This window comes from Streptomyces cinnabarinus (assembly GCF_027270315.1).
GTDB lineage: Bacteria > Actinomycetota > Actinomycetes > Streptomycetales > Streptomycetaceae > Streptomyces > Streptomyces cinnabarinus.
Window position 1 is genome coordinate 8,350,613 of record NZ_CP114413.1, and the last position, 25,861, is coordinate 8,376,473.

At 72.6% G+C, this 25,861-nt stretch carries 17 protein-coding genes; 1 reads left to right on the forward strand and 16 read right to left on the reverse strand.

The features are described 5' to 3' along the window. Positions 1-173: 173 nt before the first annotated feature. From STRCI_RS37705 to STRCI_RS37720, 4 genes are all read right to left on the reverse strand, one after another. A complete protein-coding gene (locus tag STRCI_RS37705; protein ID WP_269663492.1) occupies positions 174-980 on the reverse strand; it encodes a chitosanase in 807 nt (268 codons plus the stop codon). A gap of 120 nt (positions 981-1,100) precedes the next feature. After that, the gene (locus STRCI_RS37710) at positions 1,101-3,863 is read right to left on the reverse strand and encodes a SpoIIE family protein phosphatase (protein WP_269663493.1); all 2,763 of its coding nucleotides are present in this window, start codon (positions 3,861-3,863) and stop codon (positions 1,101-1,103) included. A gap of 75 nt (positions 3,864-3,938) precedes the next feature. Continuing rightward, positions 3,939-6,434 carry a SpoIIE family protein phosphatase gene (locus tag STRCI_RS37715; protein ID WP_269663494.1) on the reverse strand — a complete coding sequence of 832 codons (2,496 nt, stop codon included), beginning with the start codon at positions 6,432-6,434 and terminating at the stop codon, positions 3,939-3,941. 172 nt (positions 6,435-6,606) lie between these two features. After that, entirely contained in the window at positions 6,607-8,052 is a 1,446-nt protein-coding gene (locus tag STRCI_RS37720) for a methyltransferase (RefSeq protein WP_269663495.1), read from the reverse strand. Positions 8,053-8,216: 164 nt separating this feature from the next. Here STRCI_RS37720 and STRCI_RS37725 point away from each other — a divergent pair, with 164 nt between their 5' ends. Beyond that, complete coding sequence (locus tag STRCI_RS37725; RefSeq protein WP_418953482.1) at positions 8,217-8,564, forward strand: amidohydrolase family protein; 348 nt, start codon at positions 8,217-8,219, stop codon at positions 8,562-8,564. Between the two features lie 11 nt (positions 8,565-8,575). Here STRCI_RS37725 and STRCI_RS37730 read toward each other — a convergent pair whose 3' ends face one another. From STRCI_RS37730 to STRCI_RS37785, 12 genes are all read right to left on the reverse strand, one after another. Continuing rightward, on the reverse strand, positions 8,576-12,535 hold the full coding sequence (locus tag STRCI_RS37730; RefSeq protein WP_269663496.1) for an SAV_2336 N-terminal domain-related protein: 3,960 nt from the start codon (positions 12,533-12,535) through the stop codon (positions 8,576-8,578). Next, on the reverse strand, positions 12,532-13,602 hold the full coding sequence (locus STRCI_RS37735) for an AAA family ATPase (protein WP_269663497.1): 1,071 nt from the start codon (positions 13,600-13,602) through the stop codon (positions 12,532-12,534). The genes STRCI_RS37730 and STRCI_RS37735 overlap by 4 nt, the downstream gene beginning before the upstream one ends. Before the next feature lie 50 nt (positions 13,603-13,652). Then, the gene (locus STRCI_RS37740) at positions 13,653-15,566 is read right to left on the reverse strand and encodes a VMAP-C domain-containing protein (RefSeq protein WP_269663498.1); all 1,914 of its coding nucleotides are present in this window, start codon (positions 15,564-15,566) and stop codon (positions 13,653-13,655) included. Then, on the reverse strand, positions 15,563-16,792 hold the full coding sequence (locus STRCI_RS37745; protein ID WP_269663499.1) for an alpha/beta fold hydrolase: 1,230 nt from the start codon (positions 16,790-16,792) through the stop codon (positions 15,563-15,565). The genes STRCI_RS37740 and STRCI_RS37745 overlap by 4 nt, the downstream gene beginning before the upstream one ends. A gap of 81 nt (positions 16,793-16,873) precedes the next feature. Beyond that, complete coding sequence (locus STRCI_RS37750) at positions 16,874-17,665, reverse strand: MBL fold metallo-hydrolase (protein WP_269663500.1); 792 nt, start codon at positions 17,663-17,665, stop codon at positions 16,874-16,876. A gap of 56 nt (positions 17,666-17,721) precedes the next feature. Beyond that, complete coding sequence (locus STRCI_RS37755; RefSeq protein WP_269663501.1) at positions 17,722-18,519, reverse strand: alpha/beta hydrolase; 798 nt, start codon at positions 18,517-18,519, stop codon at positions 17,722-17,724. A gap of 16 nt (positions 18,520-18,535) precedes the next feature. Next, a complete protein-coding gene (locus tag STRCI_RS37760) occupies positions 18,536-19,357 on the reverse strand; it encodes an alpha/beta fold hydrolase (protein WP_269663502.1) in 822 nt (273 codons plus the stop codon). A 19-nt stretch (positions 19,358-19,376) separates the two neighbouring features. Next, on the reverse strand, positions 19,377-20,201 hold the full coding sequence (locus STRCI_RS37765; protein ID WP_269663503.1) for an alpha/beta fold hydrolase: 825 nt from the start codon (positions 20,199-20,201) through the stop codon (positions 19,377-19,379). A gap of 98 nt (positions 20,202-20,299) precedes the next feature. Continuing rightward, entirely contained in the window at positions 20,300-23,047 is a 2,748-nt protein-coding gene (locus tag STRCI_RS37770) for a helix-turn-helix transcriptional regulator (protein ID WP_269663504.1), read from the reverse strand. 190 nt (positions 23,048-23,237) lie between these two features. After that, positions 23,238-23,981: a carbonic anhydrase gene (locus tag STRCI_RS37775; protein WP_269663505.1), complete on the reverse strand. Its 744-nt coding sequence runs from the start codon at positions 23,979-23,981 to the stop codon at positions 23,238-23,240. A 134-nt stretch (positions 23,982-24,115) separates the two neighbouring features. Then, positions 24,116-24,649 carry a chloramphenicol phosphotransferase CPT gene (gene cpt, locus STRCI_RS37780; protein ID WP_269663506.1) on the reverse strand — a complete coding sequence of 178 codons (534 nt, stop codon included), beginning with the start codon at positions 24,647-24,649 and terminating at the stop codon, positions 24,116-24,118. Between the two features lie 241 nt (positions 24,650-24,890). Continuing rightward, positions 24,891-25,829: a LysR substrate-binding domain-containing protein gene (locus tag STRCI_RS37785; RefSeq protein ID WP_269663507.1), complete on the reverse strand. Its 939-nt coding sequence runs from the start codon at positions 25,827-25,829 to the stop codon at positions 24,891-24,893. Positions 25,830-25,861: the final 32 nt, after the last annotated feature.

Consider the following 25,861-nt stretch of genomic DNA (forward strand, 5'->3'; position numbering starts at 1 on the left):
GATCAGGTTCCCTTCGAGCGATGACAAGCAACTCGACGGGAAGCCTAAGTTAAGGCAACCCTAAGTCGGTACGCGGGTCCGGTCTATGAGCTCATAAGCTGGGTTTATGAGCGGTTCCGGGCCGCACCGGGGCCGGGTCGCCGGGCCCCGATGCGGTTGATTCCAGGGGCGGTTCAGCCGATGTGGTAGCTGTCCCCGTACACCTTCCAGTCCAGCGGCGGGTTCAGGTCGAGGTTGCCCTGGCGCAGGAAGACGCGCTGGGCCGTGTCCACCCGGCTGGTGTCGCTGTGCGCCTCCTCCTGCTTCATCGCCCACACCCGGGCGTCGAGGAAGGCGTGCAGGTAGCGCACCTCGTTGCCGCCCTGGGCGGGCGGCCGCGCGCTCTGCAGGGCCCGCCTGCGGATGCTGCCGAAGCTGAGCCGGTCGGAGCCGCCGCCGTGCATGACGATGGCGTCGTAGTAGGCGAACTGTCCGAGCACACGCAGCCCGTCCGCCTTGCCCTGCCGTACGGCAGGGTTGAAGTACACCCGGTCCCGTTCGTCGTTCTGCGCCTGCTGGAAGGCGTGGTCCTGGGCCGCCCGGCGCCAGTCCCGGGGGTAGTTGGGGTCCAGACCGGCGTGCGAGTCGGTGCCGTCGACCGCGCGCAGCGCGGGCAGGTACTTGGCGAGCACGTTGCCGGGGCTGCGGTCGGCGTACAGCTCGACCAGGTCGAGCATGTCGCCGGTGCCGGAGCAGAAGCCGATGATCCCGGCGGTGTAGCCGCGGCCGTCGCCGATGTCCTCGATGTACTTGTACTGGGCCTTCCAGTCGAGCGAGGAGTTCTCCGCGCTCGACACCAGCTTCATGGCGATCTCCTTCTTCGCCGGGTCGTCGAGTCCGGGCGCGCGCACGGCGCTCGCCCGCGGGGCGTTGAGCAGGGGGATCGCGGCAGCCGAGACGCCGAGGGCGGCGAGCAGGGTGCGGCGGGTGGGGTGCCTCACGAGTACTCCAAGTGGTGGTGGGGGGTGGGGTGTTGGAGGTGCCTGGCACTGATAGGAAGGTTTACTATCAGATAGTCCGAGGCTTGCACACCCGTCGCGTCACAACTCCTTGCCACCGCCCTACGGCAGCGGCTGCTCCGCCCAGATCACCTTGCCCGCGGACGTGTAGCGGGTGCCCCAGCGCTCCGAGAGCTGCGCCACCAGGAACAGTCCCCGGCCGCCCTCGTCCGTCATGGCCGCGTAGCGCAGATGCGGTGAGGTGTTGCTGCTGTCGAAGACCTCGCAGATCAGGGTGCGGTCGTGCAGCACCCTGACCCGGATCGGGTCGCCGCCGTAGCGGATCGCGTTGGTGACCAGCTCACTGAGGATCAGCTCGGTGGTGAACGTCAGCTCGTCCAGGCCCCAGTGCGCGAGCTGACGGCTCACCGACGCCCGTACCTTGGCCACGGCCGCCGGATCGGAGGGGATCTGCCACTCCGCGATCCGGCCGGTGGGCAGGGCCCGGGTGCGGGCGACGAGCAGGGCGATGTCGTCGCCGGGACGGTCCGGCAGGCGGGCGTCCAGCACCGTCCGGCAGGTCTCCTCCGGCGAGCTGCCGGCCCGCTCGAGTGCCGCGCGCAGCAGCTCCAGCCCCTCGTCGATGTCATGCTCGCGGTCCTCGACCAGCCCGTCGGTGTACAGCACGAGCCTGCTGCCCTCGGGCAGTTGGAGCTCGGCCGTCTCGAACGGCAGCCCGCCGAGCCCGAGCGGGGGACCGGCGGGCACGTCGGGGAACTCGACGGTGCCGTCCGGCCGGATCAGCGCGGGCGGCGGATGACCGGCCCGCGCGATGGTGCAGCGCCGGGACACCGGGTCGTACACCGCGTACAGACAGGTCGCCCCGGTCACCGGCGCCGTACTGCCCTCCGCCGCCTCGTCCTGGTCGATCCGGGCGACCAACTCGTCCAGCAGTGCGAGGAGTTCCTCCGGTGGCAGGTCCAGCGCGGAGAAGTTGTGCACCGCGGTCCGCAGCCGCCCCATGGTGGCCGCCGCGTGCAGCCCGTGCCCGACCACGTCCCCCACGACTAGGGCGACCCGGGCGCCGGACAGCGGCAGCACGTCGAACCAGTCGCCGCCCACCCCGGCCTGCGCGGGCAGATAGCGGTAGGCGATCTCCAGGGCGTTCTGCTCGGGCAGGGTGCGCGGCAGCAGACTGCGCTGGAGGGTCACCGCCATGTTGTGCTCGCGGGTGTAGCGGCGGGCGTTGTCGATGGAGACCGCCGCCCGCGCGACCAGCTCCTCCGCCAGCTCCAGCTCCTCGGCGTCGAACGGCTCCGGCTTCTGCGCCCGCCAGAAGCTCACCACGCCCAGCACCAGCGCCCCGGCCCGCAGCGGCACGGCGATCAGCGAGTGGATGCCGTACTCCACGACCTGCGCGGACCGCTCCAGGTCCTGCGCCTGCCAGCCGGGCGCCTCCGCCAGCCGCGGCTCCAGCACCGCCTGTTCGTTGTCGAGCGCGCGGGCCTGCGGCGAGGTCTCCACGAACGCGATCTGCTGGCCCACCGGATACAGCGGCGCGTCCTTGCGGATGCCGCTGGAGGCGGTGCGGCGCAGCGGGGTCACCGTCTCGGCCTGGCCGCCGCTGAGCACGGAGCCGAACAGGTCCACGGTGACGAAGTCCGCGAACCTCGGCACGGCCAGCCCCGCCAGTTCCTCGGCGGTTCGGGTCACATCCAGACTGGTGCCGATGCCGACACCGGCGTCGTAGAGCATGCTGAGCCGCTCGCGTGCCGTCTCCGCGCGGCCGGACAGGGCCCGCAGCTCGGTGGAGTCGCGCAGCGTCGCCACGCTCCCGGACGGGCCGCCGCGCAGGTTCGTCGGCCGCTGGTTCACCGCCAGCAGCCGCTCCTTGACCAGGTGCACCTCGTCGGTGGCGACCCGGCCGGAGTCCAGCAGCTCGGCGGTGTCCGGGGCCAGCCCGAGGTCGGCGACATGGCGGCCCTCGGCGTCGGCCGGCAGGTCGAGCAGCCGGTGCGCCTCGTCGTTGGCGAGCAGCAGCCGGCCCTCGTCACCGACGATGATCACGCCCTCGCGGACGGCGTGCAGCACCGCGTCGTGGTGCTCGTACATCCGGGTCATCTCGTGCGGGCCGAGGCCATGGGTCTGCCGCAGCAGCCGTTTGCTCACCAGCGCGGTCCCGCCCGTGGACAGGGCGAGGGCCGCCGCGGCCGCGCTCAGCAGCAGCGGCAGCTGCTGGTCGGCGGTGCCGCCGACGGTCGCCGTGGTGATCCCGGCCGACACCAGGCCGACGACCTCGCCGTTGTCGTCCTCGATGGGCACGACGGCCTGCACCAGCGGCCCGATCGTGCCGATGATCTCCTCGGTCACGACCTTGCCCTCAAGGGCGGGTTCGATGGTGCCGACGAACTGCTTGCCGATGCGGTCCGGCTTGGGGTGGCTGTAGCGGATGCCGTCGGTGTTCATGACGACGATGAAGTCGACCTTGGTGTCCTCGCGGGCCGCCTCCGCGCGCGGCTGGAAGACCGACGACGGGTCCGGGGCGTCCAGGGCCTCGACGGTGCCGGGCGCGTTGGCGAAGGCCTGGGCGACGGCGACGGAGCGGTTGCGGGCCTCGCGGGTGCTGTCGTGCCGCACCTGGAGCACCAGCGCCACCACCGCGGCGACCACCAGCAGCAGCACGATGACGACCTGGAACAGGAAGACCTGGCCCGCCACGCTGATCCGGCTCAGCGGTGACCGAGGCCGCCGGCCGTGCTTCGGTGGGTGTTCGGTGTCCGGCACGCTCCCCGCGCGCACTCCGCGGGCGCGGTCGGGCGCACGGTGGGAGCGCTGACCGCTGCGGCGACGGAGCGACCGGGCCCCACGACCCGAGAGTCGGACCATGAGCCATGTCTACACTGCCGGACCCCAGGAGGCGAGAGGCGTCACATACTGTGACAGGCGGTTTCCGCTTTCCCGTCAGGTCTCGTGCCCGGGTTCGGAGCGCCGGGTGGCGAGCAGCAGTGCGATGTCGTCGGGCCGGTCGGCGGTGTGCCGGGCGGTCGCGGTGAGCCGGTCCGCGATCTTGGCCAGCGACTGCCCGCCGGGGCAGCCGAGCGGGGCGCCGGACCTGGCCAGCGCCACCCGCAGCCCGCCGATGCCGTCGTCGATGTCCCAGCCGGGCCGCTCCACCAGCCCGTCGGTGTACAGGGCCAGCACCGCGCCCGGGTCGATGACCAGCTCCGTCACCGGGTACTGCGCCTGCGGATCCACCCCGAGCACCACCCCGCCGGGCAGATCGACGCGGTGCGTACGGCCGTCCGGGCGGCGCAGCAGCGGCGGCAGATGTCCGGCCCGCGCCACCCTCGCCACGCCGGTGACGGGGTCGAGGCGGATGTAGCAGCAGCTCGCGAAGAGCCCGGAGTCGATGTCGATGAGCAGCCGGTTGGTGCTGCTCATCACCTCGTCGGGCGGCCGGTCCCCGAGCGCGAACGCCCGGACGGCGGTGCGCAGCTGGCCCATGGTGGCCGCCGCCTGCACCCCGTGCCCCTGGACGTCGCCGATGACCAGCGCAAGCCCGTCCCCGGCGGCGACGACGTCGTACCAGTCCCCGCCGATCTCCATGCCCTGGGTCGCGGGCAGGTATCGCCCGGCGGTCTCCATCATCGGGTGCGCGGACAGCCGCCGGGGGAGCAGGGCCTGTTGGAGGCCGCGGGCGAGGGTCGCCTCGCTCTCGTAGCGCTGGGCCTTCTCCATGGCGTGGGCGATCAGCCCGGCGAGCGCGGTGAGCGCGGCCCGCTCCTCGGTGCTGAAGCTGCGGGGCCGGTCGAAGCCGAGGATGCAGGAGCCGACCGGGCGCCCGGAGGCGATCAGCGGCAGGAAGGCGCGGGCGCCCTCGGTGGCGTCCAGGGCGATGCCGGGGTAGGCGTCCATGAGCTGCTGCATCGAGTCGAAGAACAGGGGGCGGCCGTTGGTGAGGGTCTCCACTCCGGGCAGCCGCTTGTCGAGCCCCACGCCGTCGAACGGCGCGAGGAACCCGGGCGGGAAGCCGCTCTCCCAGGCCAGGAACAGATGGCGTTCCTGGAGCAGGTAGATCGCCAGCCGGCGCCCGCCGAACGCGGGCAGCAGCTCCCGCATGACCACCTCGGACACCTGGCGCGCGGTGACCGCCTCGGTCAGCGCGATGGCCAGCACGATGGGCCGGTACAGCGGTGCCATCGACGCCTCGGCGGCCGTCTCGGCGGTCTCGGTGACCTCGGCCGGGGTGTCGGCGGGCGCCTCGGAGACCCGGTGCGCCGGACGGACCGTGCAGGTCAGCAGGTCAGGGCCGGGGTGCAGGGACAGGGCGAGCCAGTCCCCGGCGAGATCTCCGGAGGGCCGTCCGACGTGGAAGTGCACCGGCTCCGGCGACAGCAGCGCCCCGCGCATATGGTCCTCGCAGGCGGGCTGGGCCAGCCACGGCACGGCGTCCCACAAGGGTTTGCCGAGCAACTGCGGCCGGGACCGCCCCAGCAGCTCGGCGGCGCGCGGGTTGGCGTAGACGACGGTCCCGAGCCGGTCCAGCGCGAAGACCCCCTCGGGGAGCAGATCGGCGGCGGTGTCGGCCGCCGAGCCGGGGCCCGGGTCGAGGACGATGCCGTGCACCACCTGGCCGCCGGGGGTGCCGGGAGTGCCGTCGTAGGACGCCCAGAGCTCCACCAGCCGCAGCGCGCCGTCCGCGCCGCGCACATACAGCGGCAGCGGGGGCGGCCGTCCGGCGGCGGTGTCCCGCAGCGCGGCCAGCAGGGGTTCGGTGTCATCGGGGGCCACGGTGCCGGCGAACGCGCGCTCGCTGCCGGCCCACTCCTCGGGCATCGCCCCGAGCACCGAGCGCAGCCGGTCGTCGGGGGCCACCGCATGCGTGGCGGGGTCCCAGGTGAAGCCTCCGGCCCGGCCGGACGGGCGGACCGCGGGCGGCCGTACGCACAGCGGTTCGCCGTCCCAGGACAGGGGGCCGTCCGACGCGTCACGCAGTTGCCGGGCCAGCGCGTCGGCGATGCGTGTCAGCCGCTCCCGCTCGGGCAGCAGCTCGGTGGCGTCCGAGGCGGACGGGCGCAGCACGGTGAGCACGCCGTACGCCGTCGTGCCGGCCGCGACGGGCACGTACAGGGAGCCGAACTGGAAGGGCAGGCTGGCCGCGAACTGGGGGTAGCGGCGCATGGTCTCGGTCGCGTTGGCGAGGACCACCTCCACGCCGAGCCGGTGCGCGTCTGAGACCGGGAAGGGCCGGTCCACATGCAGCCGCCACCAGGGCCTGAAGAGCCGGCCGGGCAGTCCGACTAGTGCGGACAGGCGCAGCAGTCCGGGCGTGCTGGAGCGCAGATACACCCCGGCCGCGTGGCCGTCGGCGGCCCTGATCGCCTCCAGCGAGGTGTCGATCAGCGACGCCGTCGGCCGCCCGGGTGTCAGCTGAGCATGCTCGGCGCTCCCAGTCATCGGCCCCTACCTCGTCCGTGCGCCGTCCCACGGGGCGACACAGCAAGAATGCGCCAAAAGGCCCGCTCGCCGCACCCGGGAGGCGCAAAGGCCCCTGTGCACGGGCGCGGGCCGGTGTCGATGTGCGGCGCCGCAGCATACCGGCGGCACGGTGCGGTGCGTCCAGGGTGCGTCAGGGGTGCGCTCGGCGGGGCACGGCTTCGAGCACCTGGAAATGCGTGGGCGCGAGCGGCTCACTGACGTCGGTCAGTTCCAGACCGGCGGCGGCCAGCAGGTCGGCGTACTCCCTCCGGGTGCGTTCCCGGCCGCCGACCATGACCAGCATGTTCAGATCGCTCAGTACGGCGCTCAGCCGCGCCGCGGGCCCGTCGTCGTCCGGCAGGACCGCCTCGATCAGCAGCAGCCGCGCGTGGTCCGGCATGGCCCGGCGGCAGCGGCCGAGCAAGGCGTGGGCCCGCTCGTCGTCCCAGTCGTGCAGCACGTTCTTCAGGACGTAGGCGTCCCCGCCGGGCGGTACGGCGGTGAAGAAGTCGCCGGTGGTGACCGTGCAGCGGTCGGAGACCCCGGCCGCGGCGAGCACCAGCGCCGCCTCCCGCACCCCGGTCGGGGTGTCGAAGAGGACGCCCCGGCTGCCGGGGGAGGCGGCCAGCAGCGCGGCGAGCAGGGTGCCGTTGCCGCCGCCGACGTCCACGACGGTACGGAACCCGGAGAAGTCGTACCCGGCGGCCACGGACTGGGCCGCGCCCCGGGCCAGCTCCGCCATCCCCGAGTTGAACAGGGCGGAGAGATCGGGGTGCCCGCCGATGTGCCCGAACGCCGCGGTGCCGAAGACCGACTCGAACGCCGTCCGCCCGGTCCGCACGCTGTGCAGCAGTTCCCCCCACGGCCGCCACACCACCGGGGAGGTGAACAACGCGGCGATGGCGCGGGCCGGGGCGTCGGCGTCGGAGCGGAGCACCTCGCCGAAGGAGGTGAGCGCGAACAGGTCGGCGGCGGTGGGCCGCTCCACCAGCCCGAGGCTCTCCAGCGCCCGCAGCAGCCGGCGCAGCGCGTCCGGGTCGGTGCCGGTGGCCTCGGCCAGCTCGGCGCAGCTCATCGGGCCGGCGGCCAGGACGTCGGCGAGGTCGAGGCGGGCGGCGACGCCGACGGCCTGGGCGGCCATATGGCCCTGGATCAGCTGTAGCGCGCGGACCTGGTCCTCGGCCCGGGCCCGCGGGGCGGTGGATGTCTCCCTGTTGTTCACGGCTGCGCGTCCCTTCGGATCCGACGGTTGTCTCCGGGCGACGTGCGGGCCTGCGCGGGCACGGCTCGGGGCGTCATCGCGACCGGCGACGATGGCATCTAGGGCTCGCGCGCGGGTGGAGCGGGCGTGAAGGCGCTGGTGGGCTACGCCCTCGGGCGCCCCAGGACCGTGTACAGGCCCGCCGAGACAGGCCATGCCCACGGGCAGCGCGAGATCCGGGCCGCCGAGGGCCACCGCGCCGGGGACGTGGACGCCGCCGGTGTACCAGAACCGGCTGTGGCGGGTCTCGTCCGTCAGGGCCGGGCCGTCGTAGCGGTTGCGGCGCAGGACGATGTCGGTGGCGTAGACGGCCACGCTGGGGCCGAGGAGGACCACGGTGAGCTGGAGGACGTTGCCGACGGAGTCGAGGAAGTCGGAGACGAGCAGCCCGTACAGGGTGAGGCCGGCCGCGCGGTGCCGTCGGCGATGACGCTCAGCGAGCGGCGAACGCGAACGGCGACAGCCTCGCCTTCTACGGCGAACTCGACACGGCTGGGGAACTGCCGCTGCGGCTGGTCCTCGGCTCCGACTGGCCGATCGCTCCCTGTCCGCCGCTGGGTGTGATGGCCGGGGCGCGGCATCGGCGACCGACTCGGGATCTGACGGGGGCGCCGCATGGGGCGGAGCAGGCGCTCAGTGGGCTTGAGGCGCTTCAGGGGATGACGGTGAATGCGGCTTGGGCGGCGGGCGAGGAGAAGGAGGCCGGGCGGATTCAGGTCGGGTACCGGGCTGACCTGACTGTCCTCGCGGCGGATCCGCTCACTGTGGACGCCACCGATCTGCCGGACCTGCCGGTGCGGCTCACCGTTGTCGACGGGAGGCCGACGTACCGCGACGTGAGTCTGTGACGATCACCGGCTCAGGGGTCAGAGGGGGTGGGGCGAACGTTCGCGGCCTGCGGCCCCTTCGCGCTGTCGGTGACGCTGAGGCGGACCCGTTGGCCCTCGTCCAGTGTGCGGTAGCCGCGCATGTCGATCACGGAGTAGTGGACGAAGACGTCGCGGCCGTTGTCCAGGGTGATGAAGCCGTAGCCCTTCTCCGAGTTGAACCACTTGACGGTGCCTTCCTGCTCGCCGGCGGTGTGCGGGGTGAAGGCGGGGTTTCGCACGAGGAGGACGGGGTCGTCGGCGGCGTAGTGCCGGTAGATCGAGATGCTTCCCCGGCCGTGGTTGGCGATGTCGACCAGGCTCAGGAATTCGGGGCCCCCGGGGATGCCCCTGGTGAGGGTGCTGGTGATCTCGCGGGTGAAGGCATGAGGTGTCTGCCCGGAGCGCTGTCGTTTGGTCAGCAGCGCCCAGCTTCCACCTGGGCTGACGCGAGGTGCGAACCAGGACCAAATGCGGTCCGGGTCGTGGGTGTCGGCATCGAGGAGGAGCACCTTGAACTGGGCCGGGCTTTCGTCCAGGAGGGAACGAAGCCGCCTGATCGAGAGGGCGGTTGTCGGGATGCGTTCGCCACGGGTGTCGGGAAAGGTGAGGAAGGCGTCGTCGGTCGTTTCCAGAACATGGCCCGTGTAGTACATCAGGAAGGTGTGCTCGGCCTGCATGGCCCTTTCGGCGAGTGGGACATCGAGTGTCTCGACCAAGTCGTTCCAAGCGACTCTGATATTCCGGGCGGCGAAGATCCCGTCCTCGTCGTCGGACCCCAAGGCGGACGCCAAACTGAACACAGGATCCGCCGCGCCCGGAAGGTCCGGGAGGTCTTCGTAGCTGTCGGCTCCGATGAGTACGGCACGAGAGCGAGGTGGGTCGATGAGACCTGGGGGCGATGACTGCTCGGACGTGGGTACGACGGGGATCGCGGGGAACGTGATCCGCGTGGCCATGAGCGTCAATGGCTCGTGGGCGAACGACACCGCCCCGATCACCGTCCCGTACAGATTGACGACGGCTGCCCCAGGAGTGGGCCACAGCGCGGAGACGACGGGTGTCAGGGAGAAGTCGTACGCGGTGGCGTCGGTGACCCGGCAGCGGAGCACCGTCAGTTCGGTGCCTCGCTCGCCGTCGAGGCCGACGACCAGGACCTGCTCTCCGGCTGCCGGTGAGGAGGCGGCAGGCACCGGCGTCACGCTCGGCAGTGCCGCGCGGGGGTTCATGTGCAGGTAGGACAGAGCTGTCTCCGTGGCCGGGCGCAGGAGCCGCGCAGCCACGACGAAGTCGCCGTGATAGGGCCACACACGCAAGGGCTCGTCCCGGGTCGCGCCGGAGGGCCGCGTAAACGCCGTCACCACCAGCCCGTCGTCCGACAGGCGGATTCCCGAGCCGACCGGGTTTCCGCTCTGGGTCGAGACACGAACCAGCCGTTGCTCGACGTCCTTGATGAGCTCTCGGATGACGGCAATCGAGTCCGGGGAAATGTCGTGGAACGCGAAGGAGTTGTCCAGGTACCGGCCCACTTCGGCCAGACCTCTCTCCCGAGCGGCCTCCGCCAGTGCGGGAAGGGAGTCACGGTCGGCGAAGCGCGCCAGCACCCCCCAGAGTTGCTCCGGCGGGTGAATGGACGGCACCTCCACCCGGTCGACGTCTTCCATGAAGTGACTGAGTCGGTACCAGGCCTCCCTGCGTGAGGTCCGGAGCATGATCAGCGGTTCGCCCGCCACGGGTTGGCACACATAGGTGAGGGCTGCCGACATCGCCTCGGGGGTCAATTCCTCCCGTCCGTACTCGGGGAGATAGACCTCCGTCGCGGCCGTCAGCAACTCGCGCCTCAGGTCCGGGTCATGGCCCAGCCGTCTGATGTCCAGCGCCGCCCGGAGCAGGGCTCGGGCGACCGGCGGTGCCACTTCGATCCGCCGCAGGGTCTCGGAGTCCGCGCTCCAGGTGGGAACGCGTACTACGTCGACGCCGCTGTCCGCGGGCGGCAACTCCAGGTCTGCGGCGGTGGTTTCACCGAAGACCACGATCGGTCCCGATGCCGAGTGGGGCAGGGCGTAGGCAGACGCGAGGAGGGGGAAGCGGTCGAGCAGCACGACGGAGCGAGGGGGCAACTGGGCTACCCGCGCGTTCAGTTCCGCCACGTCTCGCGGCTCCCACCACGTCCAGTCGTCCGGCAACGCGGCAACCGCCCGCAGAATCGCCGTCGTCTTTCCCGCGCCGGGCTCGCCGACCAGCACCGTGAACGAGCTGTGCCCCTCCATCGCCCGCGAGATCACCTCGCGAAGCCGCTCATCCAGGTCCCGCACGACATAGTTCGGCAGGGTCGGAACCTCCCGCACCAGGTCCGCGATCCGATGCCACCGCGGCTCGGCCGCCTGCCCCGCCTCTCCCGCCTCCACTCGCGCCGCAAACGGTGAAGCCCCCTCGACAACCCCCCGGTTGCCGCCGGCACCCACCGAACCGCGCCCCGCGAGAAAGTCACCCCCGCTGCTGGCCCCCCGCTCACTGACCCCGGCCCCCATCTCCCGCCGCACGACCTCCTGCACCGAGGTGATGGCATCCCGCCGCTGCCCACCGAGCAGGGCCGCCCGAACCCCGGGCCGGAAGTCGAACGGAACGCTGTCCGGGTCGGTGGTGTCCTCCCGGGCCCATGAGGTGAGGAGACCACCCAGCGCCACCTCCGCCAGATGCCCGTGCTCCGATTCCGGCAGCATGATCTGGCGGACGAGGTTCATGACCGGGAGGCTGAGGGGTACGGCGGACAGGTAGCCGGCCAGGCGCTGGGCGACCGGTGATGCCCCGGCCCTGAACCGCCTGAGGACGTCGTCGACCTCCTCGGTCTCCCCTGCACGCCGTTCACGTGACGTGAACTCCTCCGGAACCCGGGGGACCGACAGGCACTGCACCCGCATCCACTGCCCGTTCCCCGCCACCAGCTTCGCCAGGACCGACACCGACGCGGCCCCGGCCTCCACCACCGGAACCGCGATGCCCTCCTGCACGGGGTGCCGTCGGCGGCGGCTGCGCGTGGCCGGGCCCTGCCGCCAGGAGGTGTTCGGTGCGGCGGGTCCGACCGAACGGACCAGGACCGCCCGGGGGCGCACCGCGCCCCGGTCCCACAGCCGGCGCGGCAGCACATTGAGCAGCGCCACCGGACCGTGGGTGGACCACTGCCGCAGCATCCGCGCGACCTCGGCCCCGGCCCAGCCGCTTGCCACCGTGTCCGTGACCACCAGGACCAGCCGGTGACCGGACGGGTCGGACACCTCCTGCACACTGCGGCACTCACCGGCCGGGGTGCGGGAGACGGACAGTGGGTCACCGGCGTCCGGGTCCGTGCCGCGCAGATACCAGGTGCGGACATCCCGGAAGATGCCCGTCTGTACGAACACCCGCCGCAGTTCGGCCACCAGGTCATGCCAGAGCAGCATCGAGTGGTGGGCGTCCACCACCAGCGCGAGGTCCAGCCAGCGGCCTCGGCGCGGGCGCAACACCGGGACGGGCAGGCGCTGTTCGACGGTTCGGCGGACAGTCAGTTCCTCGTCGAGTTCCAGATCGACGTCGTGGCAGTCGGTCTCCCCTCGGCCCGTGCTCCGGCCCAGCGGACGCAACGCCCGCATCAGGGCCAGCGGATCCCGCAGCGACGCGGCGCGGCGGACGCGGACCAGGTCGATGCCGTCGCGCGACGGACCGGGCGCGTCCGTCACATCGGCGGCGTTGTAGAACTCCTGGGTCGGCTCGGCAGCCGCCCCGCCCGGACCTGTCGTGGGGGGCTCGGGCAGCGGCGGGGCATCGAAGGGCTCTTCGTCGGCGTCCGGCAGGGCCCGTACGTCCGGGACTCCCGGGCCACCGATGCGCGCCGCCAGCCAGAGGATGTCCGCCAGCTCCTCGGGTCCGGCTCTCTCGCCGGACTCGTTCAGAGCGCGGAACAGATCCTCGATCACGCCAGCGGCCCCGTCAGCCGTTGCAGCACGGTGTTCAGGAAGCCAGTGCGCTCCTCCGGAGCGGACCACGCGCCGTTCAGCCGGAGCTGTACGGCGTTGAGGAGCTGGTCGGTGGCCAGATCGCCCTCTGTCCGGCGGGCGATGAAGTCCTCGATGAGGTCCTGGTAGCGGTCCTCACCCGTCGACTCGTCGAGCTTGAGCCGCTTGCGGACGATCCGCGTCAGCTTGTCCTCGCCGGGCGGCTCCACATGCAGCCGGATGCAGCGGCGCAGGAAGGGCGGCGGGAAGTCGCGCTCGCCGTTGCTGGTGAGGACGACGATCGGGAAGGCGCGGCACTGGACGCGCCCGCCGTCGATGCCGACCCGCGTCTCCGGACCGTCCTGGGTGCCGACCCTGACCCGGGGCTGCCGGGCGGCGATCCGGGCCAGCTCGGGGATCTCGAAGGAGCCCTCCTCGAAGACGGTGAGCAGGTCGCCCGGCAGATCGATGTCGCTCTTGTCGATCTCGTCGACGAGCAGCACCCGGGGCCGCTCCTGCGGCAGCAGCGCGGTGCCGAGCGGCCCGAGGCGCAGATACGGTGCGATGGTGCTGCCCGAGGAGCGGGGCCGGTGGCCCGGCTCACGGCGGCCCGGGTTGCCCCGGCCGGATTCCAGGTGCCGCAGGTTCGCGTCGTGCAGCCGCCCGATCGCGTCGTACTGGTAGAGCCCGTCCCGCAGGGAACTCCGGCTCGTCACCGGCCAGTGCAGTACGGGGCCGAGTTCCAGGTCCGCGGCGATGCTGTGCGCGAGGGTCGACTTGCCGACCCCGGGTTTGCCGGTGACGAGCAGCGGTCGACGCAGATACAGCGCCGTGTTGACCGCGTCCACCTCGCTCTCGTCAGGAACGTATCCGTCGCCGCGCTCGTACGTCTCCGTCCACGCGGGTCCGGAGGTGGTGGGCGGGGTGTACTCGGGATCGGGCTCGCCCTTGAACTCCCGCCACGGTGGACGGTGTTCGTCGAGACGGGCGCGCTTGTCCTCGACCGTGCCCGTGCCCCGGTAGACCCACCAGTCCTTGGCGGCTTCCATCCGACTTCCTCTCGACGGCAACTGATTCGACTGCTGGCTCGACGACCGGTTCATGAGGACAGCGACCGCCTCGCCGGAACGCGCCCGGGGTCGTCCCAGAGCAGGGCGAGCGGGCGGCGCTTGACGCGCAGGCGCCTGAGCGCGTCCGGCAGTGCCGCCACATCGAGCACGTCCGGCTCCTCCGCGCCCAGCGCCTTGCGAAGGGATTCGTCCGGGGCGGGGGAGGAGCGGGGCCAGACGGCGATGGGTATGCCGCCGTCGAGTACCGCACCCAGTGCGTCCATGACCAGGGGGCCGGTCACGTCGGCCAGTACGCAGACCGGCGACGCGTCCAGTTGCAGTTCGTCGGCGAGGCCCTCGGCCACATCCGCGTCACCGACCTCGTGCACGGCGTCCGGGTGCCGGCCGCCATGGGTCTCGTACCACTCCCATTTAGTCCGCCACGGGTCCTCGGCCAGTCCCAGGCGCTCCTCCGGGCAGCGCAGCACGACCTCGTACCGGCAGCCGAGCGGTGTGGTGCGGTCACCGCGTCCGGTGGGGACCTGCCAGGTCTCGAACGGTTCCTCCAGCAGCTCGTACGGGACGTGGAACTCGATCCGCTGCGGCATGGACGCACGGTGGGCCAGCAGGTGGTTGCCGAGGACGGTGCGTACGGCTGCCAGCCCCATCGGCTCCTCGTAGTCGCCCACGTTCTCGAAACGATCCTGGTACGACCACAGTTGGAGCCAGAAGTCGTCGTCGCCGTCGGGGGTGAGGCGGATGTGCAGCGCGGGCCGTTCGGCGGGTTGCGGGGGAGCGGGAGGAAGGGGGTCCGCGCCGAGGCGCTCAAGAGTGCGGTCGACCCATGCCTGCGCGTCCGCCGCCCACTCGGGGCGCCGGGAGCGGGACGCCAGGTGCTGGATGAACGGCAGCGCGAGCGGGACGGCGCGGCTCGTTCCCTGGCGGTGGTCGAGGTCGCGCACGATCTCCGTGAGGTGCGGTGACGGCAGCTTGTGCTCGGCGGGCGGGACGCAGCCGGTCACCTCGAAGGCCCAGCGGTAGGCCTCGTAGGTGTACGAGGGTGTCTGACAGCCGGTCAGCACCTGCCCGAGTTCCTTCCAGGCGGTGTGGTCGAGGGCGGGCGCGCCGACAGGTGCCGTGGAGTCCGTCCAGTGGTCCCCGTACAGGGGCGATCCGTCCCAGGACCTGGCGATCTCGAACTGCGGCTCCTGCCACGCTGTGCCGTTCGCCTTCATCATGGCGAAGTCGCCCTGTACGGCCTGGGCGATGCCGACGAGATCCCGGACCGCTTCCGCCGCCGACCGGTCCTCCAGGCGCTTGAGCAGCGTGTCCGTGAACAGTCCGGCCTGTAGTTCCGTGAGGTTCCGCGCTGTCTCGCCCGGCCGTGCCGCATACAGCACGAACTGCTCGCGCTGGGGCGTCGGCAGGCCGACCGGGTATTCGACCTTCACGAAATCCAGCTTGGCCTGCCGCGTGTCGATCCGGCAGGCATCGCCGATGGCGACGAGGTGACGGAAGCGCCCCCGGCGCACTCTGCTGGACCGCCACCAGTGCAGCGCCGAGGTGAGGTTGAGAGGGGTGGTGGCACCGGCCGTGGCGTCGGCGTAGGGGAGCAGCAGTTGGTGCTGGGGGTCGAGGAAGCCGTGTCCCGCCCAGTAGATCCACAGCAGGTCACCGTCACACCGCGGCAGGTCCTCGAAGAGTGCGTCCATGACGTTCTTGCCCGTGGCCGGTTTCGCCGCCGTGCCGGCCTGGTTCCCGGCCAGCGGCGACAGCAGCAGCCGTAAGTTGTCCTGCGGGACGCCGGCCGTGCCGGTGAGCCAGTCGGCGAAGCGGACGGCGTCGCGGGCCGGGCCGGACAGGTCCAGGCCGGTGTTGATCTCGTAGGACTCGATGCCGACGACGAGGGCGAAGGTGCGCTCCGGGGCGATCGGTGGCTCGGCGGCGAGGGGCGGGGCCGTCACCGCAGCGCCTGCGCGATGCGCTCGAAGACCGGCTGGAGTCGCCAGTAGGCGCTGTGCGAGAGGGGAAAGGGCTGGCGGCTCCGGACCTCGTGGTCGGTGACCCGGGCGTCGTCCGGGAAGACGGGCTCGGCGAGGTAGGACAGCAGATCCCTGCGGTCGTAGATGTTCAGCCACGGGGGGAAGCCGGAGGGCAGTGCCGCTCCCGGCTCCAGTCCGGCGAGGGCGCCGAGTTCGTGCAGGAACGGGGCCTGGGAGCCCACCGTGACCAACAGGCGTACCGGCAGCGGTGGTTGGCGCCGGGCCGCCAGGGCGAGGGTGTCGACCAGGGCGATGCCGCCGAGGCTGTGGCCGATGAGGACGGGGGGTTCCGGGCTCCGGCCGATCACCTTCTCCAGGTGGGCGCGCAGATGCTCGCCGCGGGCCTGGTAGCGCAGGATGTCGCCGATCTCGGACGCCTTGTCGGAGGTGACCTCGCCCCGCTTGCCGTCCAGCACGGATTGCGGCGTCAGCCGCTGCGCCAGCTTGAACAGCACGCCCGCCGTGCGCGTCAGTACCCCGCGGCCGATGCCGCCCAGGCGGTCGCCCAGCACGTCGACGAGCTTGTCCCGCTCGTCCCCGGTGCACAGGGTGGTGTCCCGGGCCTCGGAGAGCAGCACCGCGACGACGGCCCGGCCGGTGAGCCGGACGAGTTCGGCGGCCGTCGCGTCGTCCTCGGCGGCGAGCACCGCGTCGTGGAACTCGTCGGAGTCCGCCACGGTGTCCAGGGCGTACCGGTAGCCGTCGGCCAGCCCGGTCTCCCGCAGCAGTACGGCGAGTTCGTCGCCGGGATCGAGGTCGCGGGGCAGTTCGCCCAGACAGTCCCGCACCGCCTCACCGGCGGACCGCAGTCCCGGCAGCCGGAACACCTCGGCGCCGTCGTCCTCGTCGTCCTCGCCGCTCCCGCCGCCGAGTTCGGCCAGCACCCTCAGTTCGCAGAGCGGATCGGTGAGGAGCAGCAGCCACTCGGCGGTCTCGGGATCGTCCTCGACGTCCGCCGCCGCGAGGGGCCGCAGGCCCGGCACGGACGCGCCCCCGGCATGGAGCGTGGCACCGAACTCGGTTCCCCAGTAGCAGGGTTCGACCTCCGCCTCCGGGAACCGCATCAGCAACCCGGCCTCGACCTGCCGGAACAGTTCGTCGAACCGCTCCCGACGGACACCGGTCCCGTGAACAAAGACGAACCTCATGCGTCCCCCGCCCCCGACGTGCTCGTGCGGTAGGAGAATAGTCCGTCGGCACAGCAGGTGGCAGGCGGTCCGCGGACGCCGTCAGACCTGGATCTCCGCGGCCGAGCCGACCGGAAGCCAGTGGAAGCGTGCGCGGATGTCGGCGGGGGCCTTCGCCAGTTCGGCCTCGACCGTGCGGCGGCCCTCGTGGAAGTGGGACCAGCCCTCGTAGTGGACGGGCAGGGCTGTCCGGGGGCGGAGGACGCGGCACAGGTCCACCGCTCTCGGCGTGGTGAGCGTGTAGCGCAGCGGGCCGGTCACCGGGAAGCGCACGCCGCCCAGGTGCAGGAGCGCCGTGCCCACGTCCAGGCGCCGGCCCACCTCGCGGACACCGTCGTACAGGACCGTGTCCCCGGAGATCCACAGCGCGCCGTGCCGCTGGCCCGCCCAGCGCAGCGCGAAGCCCGTGACATCGCCGACGACCGGGCGGGACAGGGGCGGGCCGTGGCGGGCGGGGGTGGCGGTGACCTCGATCGTGGGGCGGTCCGGGTGCTCCAGCCGCCGGGTCGTCCACGGGACGAGGCCACGGGCGTTGCCGCCGAGGCGGCGGGCGCCCGCCGGGGTGGTGAGGACCAGGCCGGCGGTGGGCAGCAGGGACCGTCCGGCCGTGTCCAGGTTGTCGGCGTGGTGATCGTGGGTGAGGAGTACGGCGTCCAGCGGCGGGAGTCCGGCGGCGTCGACGGCCGGGCCCGCGGTCTTCCGGGACGAGGTGCCCCAGCCGAAGGAGTAGCGGCGGCCGGGCGGGTCGAACGTCGGGTCCGTCAGCAGCCGCCAGCCGGCCGCCTCGATCATCGCCGTCGGACCGCCGATGTGGGTGATGCGGACCTCGGTCATGCACGAACTCCTTCCCGTGCCGGGGCGGCAAGGCCCTGCCGCCCCGGCGTGACGGTCTAGCGGGCCTGTGCCAGCGCCCAGTCCAGGGCGTGGTCGGCGACCTCCTCCCAGCCGGGGGCCGCGGGCAGCAGATGCGGCATTCCCGCGAACTCCCGGATCTCGGTGACCGTGTTCGACTTGTAGTGCCGGGCGTTGGACTGCTGCACCTTCGGCGGCATCAGATGGTCCTTCTCGCCGGAGATGAACAGCAAGGGTGCGCGGGCGTCGTTGTGGTAGTCGACGTACGTGCTCTGGTGTCCGGGGCGCAGCGTGGCCAGGGCGCTGTCCCAGAAGATGGCGCCGGAGGCCGGGATCGCGTACCGCTCGTACAGCGCCCGGGACTCCTCCTCCGGGAATGTGTTGGTGAAGGCGTAGTGCCACTGGTCGAAGGTCAGGCCGACCGCGCGGTGCCGGTTCGCCGGGCTCTTCAGCACCGGGAAGGCCGACTTGATCTGGGTCAGCGGGACCACCGCGACGCCCTCGGTGGGTGCGGAGTTGATCGCCACGCCCGCCGCGCCGTGACCGCGGTCGAGCAGCAGCTGCACGAACACGCCCCCGGCGGAGTGGCCGATGAGGATGGGCGGCTTGTCCAGGCCGCGGACCAGGGTCTCCAGGCTCTCGACGATCTGCGCGACGGTGACCTTCTCGATCGGCGTGGTGTCGGCGTTGAGGGACTCCACCTCCGCCAGGAAACCGGGGTAGGCGGGGGCGAGGACGCGGAAGCCGCGTTTCTCGTAGTGGGTGATCCAGTGCTCCCAGCTCCTCGGGGTGACCCAGAAGCCGTGGATGAGGACGATGGTGTCCGGGGTGCTCATGGCCTCTCCTCGATGCTCAGCGGGTGGCGCGGTACGCGGCCTCGATGTGCCGGACGACGGTGTCCGGACGGGACATCATCACGACGTGCGAAGCGCCCCTGGCCTCGACGACCTTGCTCTTGGCGCGCTCGGCCATGAAGCGCTGCGCGGCGGGCGGGATGACCCGGTCGTCGGTGGCGAGGACGTACCAGGACGGCACGGTGTTCCACGCCGGGGCACCGCTCAGTCCGGCGAGGCCGTCGACGCTGCCGGGGCGCTGGGCCGTCGCCATCACCCGGGTCTGCGCGCGGGGCAGGTCCTGGGCGAAGACGTCGTGGAACCTGGCGGGGTCGATGTAGCCGTCCAGGCCGGGCTGTTCCGCAACGGGGATGGGGAAGGGCCGGCCCACGAGGGCGGGCTCCAGCTGGCTGCCGGGGAACCGCCCCGCCAGTTCCAGCGCGCTCTCGCCCTCGTCGGGCGCGAAGGCGGCGACGTAGACGAGGGCCTTGACGTTCGCGTGGTCGCGTCCGGCGTTGGTGATGACCGCGCCGCCGTAGGAGTGGCCGACGAGAATGAGCGGGCCGGGGAGGGTGTCGATGACGCTGCGGACGTACGTCGCGTCTCCGGCCAGGTCGCGCAGCGGGTTGGCCGGGGCGATCACCGGGTAGCCGGCCTTCAGGAGCCGCTCGGTGACGGCGCTCCAGCCGGAGGCGTCCGCGAAGACTCCGTGGACGAGGACGACGGTCGGTCTGGTGCCGGAGTGCGCCGAGGCCGGGGCGGCGGTGCCCAGGGTGAGGGCGCCGCCCGCGGCGAGCATCCCGCCGAGCACGCGACGGCGAGGGTGACGTTCGAAAGCCATGCGAAGTCCCTTCCGGGGATCAGGAGTTGAGGAAGTCGAGCAGGTCCGCGCCGAGTTGGTCCCTGTGCGTGTCCGTGATGCCGTGCGGGGCGCCCGGGTAGACCTTCAGCGCCGCGTTCTTGATCCGGGCCGCCGATGCCCTGCCGCCCACCTCGAAGGGCACGACCTGGTCGTCGTCGCCGTGGATGACGAGCGTGGGTACGTCGATGGCGTCCAGGTCGGCGCGGAAGTCGGTGGCGGAGAAGGCGGCGACGCACTCGTAGGCGCCGCGGTGACCGGCCTGGAGGCCCTGGCTCCAGAAGGCGTCCCGGATGCCCTGGGAGACCTCGGCGCCGGGCCGGTCGTTGCCGAAGAACGGCCCGTCGGCCAGGTCCCGGTACAGCTGCGAACGGTCGGCGAGGGAACCGGCGCGGATCGCGTCGAACGCCTCGACGGGGACGCCTCCCGGGTTGTCGTCGGTCCTGAGCATGAACGGCGGTACGGCGGAGACCAGGACGACCTGGGCGACGCGCGCGGTGCCGTGCCGGCCGACGTAGCGGGCCACCTCGCCGCCGCCGGTGGAGAACCCGACGAGGGTGATGTCCCGCAGGTCGAGCGTGTCGATGAGGGTGGCCAGGTCGTCGGCGTAGGTGTTCATCTCGTTGCCGTGCCACGGCTGGTCGGAACGGCCGTGGCCGCGCCGGTCGTGGGCGATGACGCGGTAGCCGTGGCCGGCCAGGAAGAGCTGCTGTGCCTCCCAGCTGTCGGCGTTGAGCGGCCAGCCGTGGCTGAGCACGACCGGCCGCCCCGTGCCCCAGTCCTTGAAGTGGATCCGGGTGCCGTCGGCGACGGTGACGAAGGGCATGCGATCACTCCCGGTTGCGGTGGGGATGTGCGGCACCGCGATCGTTGTCCGACCCGGGGGACACGCGAACCACGAGCGGCGCGTAGTCCTGACCCGGGTCAGCCCGTCAGGGCGTGGGCGAGGTGGCGTCGGGAGGTCACGTCCAGCTTCCGGAAGACCTTGCGCAGGTGGTAGTCGACGGTGTTGGCGCTGATGAACAACTGGGCGGCGATCTCGGCGTTGGTGGCGCCGTCCGCGGCGAGCCGGGCGATGGTCAGCTCCTGCGCGGTCAGCGGGCTGCCCTCTCCGGTGCGGGCCGGGCCGACGCGCTCCCCGGTGGCCGCCAGTTCCTGGGCCGCGCGTGCCGCGTAGGCGACGGCCCGCATCGCGCGGAACAGGGTCAGCGCGGCCCGCAGCTGCTCGCGGGCGTCCCGGCGGCGTTTGCGGCGGCGCAGCCATTCGCCGTAGTGGAGGTGGGCCAGGCCGAGGTCGGAGTCGGTGCCCGTGCCGGACAGCAGCTCCACGGCCCGGCGGTAGAGCGCCTCTGCGCTCTCCGCGGGGGCGAGCAGGGCCTGGGAGCGCGCCAGGACGCCCAGCGCCCACGGGGTGCCCGCGGCGGTGGCGCGGCGCGCGAGGGCGCGCAGGGCGGTGTCGGCCAGGGCCCGGTCACCACCGCGGGCGCCGGTCTCCACCAGGGCGGGCAGCAGCCGGGAGTGCAGCCCGAGCGCGTCGTGCCGGACGATCTCGTGCGCGAAGGGCAGGGCCCGGGCGTAGTCGCCCCTGCCCAGGGCCAGCACCACCACGCCGCTCTGGGCGAGGGACTCCATCGCGCCGTTGCCGAGCGCGCCCGCCGTCCGCAGCGACCGGCGCAGCTTGTCCTCCGCCCCCTCGTCCTCCCCGTGCCAGGCCAGCAACTCCGGGTTCCGGGAGATCTCCCACTGGGCGCCGCTCAGCCCCATCGCCGTACGAATGTGCTGACTCTCCGTCACCAGGTCGTCGGCGGCGGCGAGATGGCCGAGGGTGGTCTCGGCCATGGCGGCGCAGAACAGGATGGTGTCGAGATGCCACAGCGCCCCGGTGCGGCGCGCGACGGCGTCGGCGCGCCGCAGGAGCCGGGTGCGGGAGTCGTGGTCCCAGACGAGGGTGGAGTACCAGACGCCCAACTGGAAGCCGCGCAGCACCACTTCGTCGGCGGTGTCCGGGGCGAGCAGGGCGGTGAGCGCCTCGCGCAGCCGGGGTACGGCCGGTTCGTAGCCGTCGTGGGCGAGGGCGGCGAAGGCGTGCAGCAGCCGGTCGAGCGGGGTGGGCGGTCCGGCGGCCGGGAAACGGGTCCGTACCGCCTCCGCGATCTCGGCGGTGGTCGACGCCGGAGCCCGGTGCCGGGCGGTCAGCGTCCACTGGGCGGCTCGCAGCAGCGCCTCCCGGGTCAGCTCAGGCGCCCGCGCCCCGATGGCCGTCGCCGCGGCCAGGCACAGGGCGGCCGCGCGGGCGTGGGAGTCGGGCTCGCCCAGACTGTTGAGGACTCCGGCCCGCACCAGCAGGGCGCGGCCCCTGGCCACCTCGTCCAGCAGGCCGGTGTCGACGCCGTCCAGGAGCACCTTCGCCTGGAGCGGCGCGCCTGCGGTGAACGCCGCCTCCGCCGCCGCGAGTTGTCGTCGGGCGCGGGCGTCCTCGCGCGGGGTGAGCTCGGCCGCCCGGGTGAGGAAGGTGGCGCGGGCCGCGTGGCCGCCGCGCGCCCCGGCCCGGTCGGCGGCCTGCGCCACCTGGTCGGCGACGGCGGCGTCCGGGCCGGGCGCCGCCGCGGCCCGGTGCCAGGCCCGCCGGTCGCTGTCGGCCAGATGATCGGTCACCTCGGCCAGCGCGTGGTGCACCCACCGCCGCTCGACGCTGGTCGCCCCCGCGTACACCGCGGAACGCACCAGCGGGTGCCGGAACTCGGCCCGGGCGCGCAGCACCACGAGGCGTACGGCCTCGGCGGGCCCCGAGGCGTCGTGGCCGATGCCGAGCCGCTCGGCCGCCGCCGCGATGTAGCCCAGGGCGCCTGCCGGTTCGGCTGCCGCGAGCAGCAGCCAGGAACGGGTGGGCGCGGGCAGCTCGCGCACCTGCCGCAGGTAGTGCTCCTCCAGGCCACTGCCCACCGGCAGCGGCTCGGGCAGGGCGAGCGCCCCGGACAGCTGCCGGGCGGACAGTTCCCGCCCGAGGTCGGTCAGGGCCAACGGGTTGCCGCCCGTCGCGGCCACGATCCGCAGCCCGACCCGGGTGTCCAGCGGCCCGGCGGCCACCGACCGCAGCAACTCCAGCGCGTCCGGCGCCGCGAGGCCCTCGACCTCGGTGACCGGCAGGCCCGCGGGCGCGTCGAACCCGGAGCGCAGCGCGAGCACCAGACCGACGCTCTCGGCGTGCACCCGGCGGCCCACGAAGGCCAGCACGCCCAGCGAGTCCGGGTCCAGCCACTGGAGGTCGTCGACGCAGGCCAGCAGCGGGCGTCGCTTCGCGGCCTCCGCCAGCACGGTGAGCACCGCGAGCCCCACCAGGAAGCGGTCCGCGGGCGGTCCGTCGTCCAGTCCGCAGGCCACCCGCAGCGCCTGATGCTGCGCCGGGGGCAGGGCGCCGGGTTCCTTGAGGTCGTCCAGGAACGGCAGCAGCAGCCGCTGGAGCGCCGCGAACGCGAAACCAGCCTCCGCCTCCACGCCCGCCACCCGCAGCACCAGCAGATCGGCGGCCTCGCCGGCCGCGTGGTCGAGCAACGCCGTCTTGCCGATACCGGCGTCGCCCCTGAGCAGCAGGACACCGCTCAGCCCCTGACGCAGATCGGCGAGCAGTCGATCGAGATGTCCGCGCTCTGCGGATCGGCCTGCCAGACGCACGCGCCACACCCCTCGCCGTGCAGAAGGCACGCAAGGGCCGTATCCGTGCGGATCAGCCCTCACCGTGACCAGCCGTCATGAAGCGACTTCGGGAGGAGCATCGCACGGGCCGACACCGCCGACTGTGCCCTGTGTGCCAGGGCCTTGCCCCTGGGTGCCAGAGCCGACCTCGAACTAGCCGTGACCCCGGTCAGGCGATGCGGTGGACCAGTTGGTCGGTGAGTTCGTAGCGCGCGCCGATTATGGCGAGGTCACCGGAGGCGACCTTGGCCGCGAGGTCCGGCTCCGCGGCGAGGCGGCCGCGGACCAGGCGCACGTTGGCGTCGATCGTCGCGTCCACGCGCGCGTCGCCCTCCTTGGTGTGATCGATGACCGGGCTGATCTGATCGGCTATGTACTGGATGTGCGCGGGGAGCCGCTCGCCGCTCTCCTCGGCCTCGACCGCGGCGCGCACGGCACCGCACGACTGGTGCCCGAGCACCAGCACCAGCGGTATGTCGAGTTCGAGCACGCCGTACGCGACACTGCCGAGCACCGCCTCGTCCAGCACCTCACCGGCGCTGCGCACGGTCATCAGGTCCCCGAGCCCCTGGTCGAAGACGAGTTCCGGCGGGACACGGGAGTCGATGCAGCCGAGCACCAGGGCGAAGGGGTGCTGGCCGGTGACCAGTTCCTGGCGGACGGCGCGCGTCTCGTGCGGGTGCTTCTCGCGGAAGGCGCGCCAGCGCGCGTTGCCCGCGGCCAGTTCGCGCAGCGCCTCGGCGGGGGTGGCCGGACGTGGTCGGGATCTCGGTGCGGCTGTCGCGGGGGAGACCCCGACGGTGAGGCCGGCGCCGAGGGCGGCAGCTCCGGTGAGCGCGCCGCGCAGCAGGGCGCGGCGGGCGGGCTGGGACTCGGCGGGCCGCGGGGCGCCCGCGGGAGAATCAGAGTTCACGGACAGAACGTACGTCCGGATATGCGAACGGATGGCCGCCCAACTCAATCCTGGACGGGACGTGGACCGCCCATGGTGAAGTGTTGATCGGTTCTTGGTGAGCGCCGCCAACTGCGCCTGCACCTGCTTGTTGTTCAGCTCAGACGAGCGGCGATGGCATGTGCGCACTCCAGCGACTCGGTGTGTGTCGTATCCACTTCCAGGTCGTAGATCACGTGCTGGTGCACCACATCCGCCTGCATCGCCGCCATCCCTGCGGTGCGATCCCCCCGCGCGATCTCCCGGCCCGCGGCGACGGTGGCGTCGCACCGCACCCCGACCCACAGGACGTCGATCCCGCCGAGCGCTTTCTGCCAGCGCTGCTGGGACGCCGCCCCGCCGAGGAACACGTCGTCGACGATGATCCGGGCGCCCGCGTGGACCATCGCCGCGATGCCCTCCGCCCAGGCCGCCTGGAGCGCCATGAAGTCGCCCCCGACGCTCACCCCGCCGTCGGCCTCGAAGGTGATCCCGCCGTCCGAGGAGCGCATGCTCGCGGGCAGCGCCTCCACGAACGAGTCGACCCCGAACGCCAGCCACGGATCGGGCAGTACGGCCTGAAGACACCGCACGAGCCCGGACTTCCCCGAACTGGAGCCGCCGTTGAGAATGATCACCTGAGTCGTCACCTCGCCACGGTAGGGCGGCTGACGCGCGGCACGAAGCGAATTTCGGATCGGGGGAGCGGTGAACACCGGTGCGGGGTCGTCGCCCAGGGGCACGCCTATGCCGTCGGCCGGCCGGCGAGGTCCCGGGCGTCCGTGCGATCCACCAGGACTTCACGCTGCGCATGTGGGTGATCGACACACTCGGACCCCATTCCGACCGGAGTCCGACTGGACCGGCTCCTCAGCCACTTGAAGCCCGGACCTACGCGCGATCGGCTTCTCCTGTGGACCGAGACCCGCCGTCTGCTGTCCTGACCGCATGACGCAGGGCGTCCCGGCAGGCCTCGACCGCGGGATGGCGGCTGCCGCCACGCCGTACGACGGTCAGGACGCGGCGGGTGCGCTGCCCGCGCGGGAGTTCCCGCAACGGGACGGTCGGTGTACCGCCGTTCCACACGAGACGGGGCAGGAAGGCCGCCGCGTGCCGCTGCTCGACCAGGCGGAGGTGGAGCAGGAGATCGGTCGTCTCGAACCGTACGTCGGGTTCGAACCCGGCGTTCCGGCACAGCGTCAGGGCCCAGTGCCGAGCGGCCGTGCCCTCGGGCTCCAGCACCCAGGGGTGATCGGCCAGCGAGCGCAGGGCCGCCGTAGGGCCGGCCGCGTCCGCCGCTGTCGGCGTCGCGAGGTGGAGGGGGTCGTCGAGCAGATCCTCCGCTTCGAGTCCGGCAGGGCGCGCGGTGGGGTTGCCCGGGTACTCCTCGGCGAGGACCAGGTCGAAGTCGCGGGCCTGGAGGGCCGGGAGCGCCTTCTCCGGTTCCAGCTGGGTGACGTGCACGCGCAGCCGCGGATGCCGCTCGCGCAGCAGACCCAGCGCCGTCGGGACCAGGGCCAGGGCCGCCGTCTGGAACGAGGCGACACGCAGGGTGCCGGTCAGCTCCGACAGCGAGGCGGCGATGTCCGCCTCCGCACGCTCAAGACGCTCCAGCACCGCCTCCGTGTGGGCGACGAGGATCTCGGCCTGCTCGGCCAGCCGCACCCGCCGCCCGACCGGCTCCAACAGCTTCACCCCGACCTCGGACTCCAGCTGCGAGAGCTGCTGGGAGACGGAGGAGGGCGCGTACGACAGGGCCGTCGCGACGGCCGCCAGCGTGCCGCGGTGCTTGAGCTCGCGCAGCAGCCGCAATCGGTGCAGATCAAACATCGCCGGAGCCTCATCGGTCGGATTCTCCGACG